Origin of the sequence: Streptomyces sp. (genome assembly GCF_035563135.1) — a bacterium.
Lineage (GTDB): Bacteria > Actinomycetota > Actinomycetes > Streptomycetales > Streptomycetaceae > Streptomyces.
The window spans coordinates 1-2148 of the sequence record NZ_DATMVN010000304.1; the positions used below are offsets into that span (position 1 = coordinate 1).

The 2148-nt window shown below is 72.1% G+C and carries 3 protein-coding genes; 2 read left to right on the plus strand and 1 reads right to left on the minus strand.

Annotated elements, in window-relative coordinates; all coding sequences use genetic code 11:
* Window positions 1-995: serine/threonine-protein kinase (locus VN520_RS13305; protein ID WP_325747099.1), on the minus strand; the 995-nt coding region annotated here is incomplete at its 3' end.
* 123 nt (window positions 996-1118) lie between these two features.
* Here VN520_RS13305 and VN520_RS13310 point away from each other — a divergent pair.
* Together VN520_RS13310 and VN520_RS13315 are read left to right on the plus strand one after the other, a co-directional pair.
* Window positions 1119-1454 carry an SH3 domain-containing protein gene (locus VN520_RS13310; protein WP_325747100.1) on the plus strand — a complete coding sequence of 112 codons (336 nt, stop codon included), beginning with the start codon at window positions 1119-1121 and terminating at the stop codon, window positions 1452-1454.
* A 34-nt stretch (window positions 1455-1488) separates the two neighbouring features.
* Window positions 1489-2034: a hypothetical protein gene (locus VN520_RS13315; RefSeq protein WP_325747101.1), complete on the plus strand. Its 546-nt coding sequence runs from the start codon at window positions 1489-1491 to the stop codon at window positions 2032-2034.
* The last annotated feature ends 114 nt before the right edge of the window (window positions 2035-2148 follow it).

Genomic DNA, 2148 nt, shown 5'->3' on the forward strand with positions numbered 1-2148 from the left:
GCGCGCCGGCGCCGCGTACGAGGGTCCTTCGCCGTCCCGGCGTCCCCGGGACCGGACGCGAGCCCGTCCGCCGCCCGCACATGGGTGGTCCCCTCGTCCGGTCCCCCGGGCCCGGGGGCCTCGGTGGCGAGCGGCCTGCGCCGGACGGGTATGAAGGCGGCCGCCTCGTACGACGGGGGGTGCAGCGCGGCCATGATCTCGTCCGGGGTGGGGCGCTCCGCCGGCTCCTTGGCCAGACAGCGCCCGACCAGGGGAGCGAGGTCCGCCGGCACCCCGGCCAGATCGGCCTCGTCGTGCACCACCTGGTAGGCCACGAGGTACGGGCTGTCCGAGTCGAAGGGCCCCCGCCCCGTCGCCGCGTGGACCAGCACCGCTCCGAGCGCGAACACGTCTGCGGCCGGACCGACCTCGCGGGGCCGCTGGAACTGCTCGGGCGCCATGTACGGCGGTGAGCCGATCAGCTTGCCCGTCTCCGTGCGGAGCTCGCTGTCGTACGGCCGGGAGATCCCGAAGTCGATGACCTTGGGCCCGGAGTCGGGGAGCAGCACGTTGCTCGGTTTGAGATCCCGGTGGATGACGCCGGCCCGGTGGATGTCGCGCAGCGCCTCGGCGAGCCCGGCCGTGAGCCTGCGCAGCTCGGCGGGGCTCATCGGCCCGTTCCGCTTCACCTGCGCGGAGAGCGTCGGACCGGGGATGTGGAGAGTGGCCATCCAGGGCAGCGCGGCCTCCGGATCGGCGTCCACGACCGGCGCGGTGAACGCTCCGCTGACCCGCCGGGCAGCAGCGACCTCCTGCCGGAAACGTGCCCTGAACTCCGGGTCCGCCGCGTGCCGGCGGTGCACCACCTTCACCGCGAGCTGTAGCCCGGAGGGGGAGCGCGCCAGGTGTACGACACCCATGCCGCCCGCTCCGAGACGTGCCTGGAGCCGGTACTGCCCGGCGTACTCAGGATGCTCCGCTTCCGGATGCGATCCGGTCCCTCGCAGCGGCGGCATCGCCCACCCCCGTGTGTTCGTGCGCAAGCGCGACGCACGGAGCCTAGTCGATGGTGCGGGGGAGGAGCATGGGGCTTGTTAGCCTGCGCGTCACACACATCGGTATCAACGGGGGAGGCCCTCATGGGCGTTGAGGAGAACACCACGGTCGCAGTCACCACGGACACCGGGGCGGTCGCCGTCGAGGAGGTGACGACGCTCGCCGCGGGCGCCGTCGTCTACCCGGTCGCTCCCGGCTACCGCGTCAACGTCCGCCGGGGGCCCGGCACGCAGTACGGGATCGTGAGGACGCTGCCGTACGGGATGAGCGTGCCGGTGTACTGCCAGAAGCCGGGGGAGCGGGTGTCCGGCCCGTACGGCACGTCGAACCTCTGGGACAACATCGCCAACGGCCAGTTCGTCTCGGACGCCTACGTCAAGACGGGCAGTGACGGTTACATCGCCCCGCGCTGCGACTGACGGAACCGGCACACGTCCGGGGATAATCGATCCCGTGAGCGAGAACAGCGAAGCCCCCGGAACGTCCCCGGCCGCGCCTTCGGGCGGCACCGCGCCAGGGCCGCAGCCCGAACCCCTCCGTTTCTTCGGTACGACCTGGGTCGACCACGACGGCGGATACGGGCTGCGGCGTGCGGGTGTCACCCTCGGCTCGCTCGTCGCCGCCGTCGCCGCCTGCTTCGTCCTGCGCTTCGCCTACCAGGGCCTGGAGATCGCCGAGGTCGGCAGTTTCGTCGGCATGCTCGTCGTGCTGATGTTCGCGGTGTGCAGCGCCATCGCCTTCCGCAAGACCTGGGAGGGCTTCACCCGCCGCCCCGCCGACCCGTCCCAGGACGACAGGCTGCGCGGCCTCAAGTCGATCGGCTTCATCGGCTCGCTCCTCGCCTACTTCCTCCGTTCGTTCAAGGAGGCCCCGGGAGAGAAGCTGCGGCGCACGGAGTACGAGACGGCGCTCACCCGGTACGCGAAGCGCCGCTCGTCCCGGACCGGCAACCCGGCGGCCCGCAGGAGCGGCAAGGGGAAGCGCCCCGGACACCGGTAGAACCGCCCTGGCGCCCGCAGGATGAACGCATGAGCGCGTGAACGCATGAGCGCGTGGACGCATGAGCGCGTGGACGCATGAGCACATCCACGCCCCGCGCCCTCTCGTCCGACA

What these genes read in the sequence shown, in the direction of transcription:
- VN520_RS13310 (WP_325747100.1), top strand. Translation starts at nt 1,119, where the DNA reads ATGGGCGTTGAGGAGAACACCACGGTCGCAGTCACCACGGACACCGGG.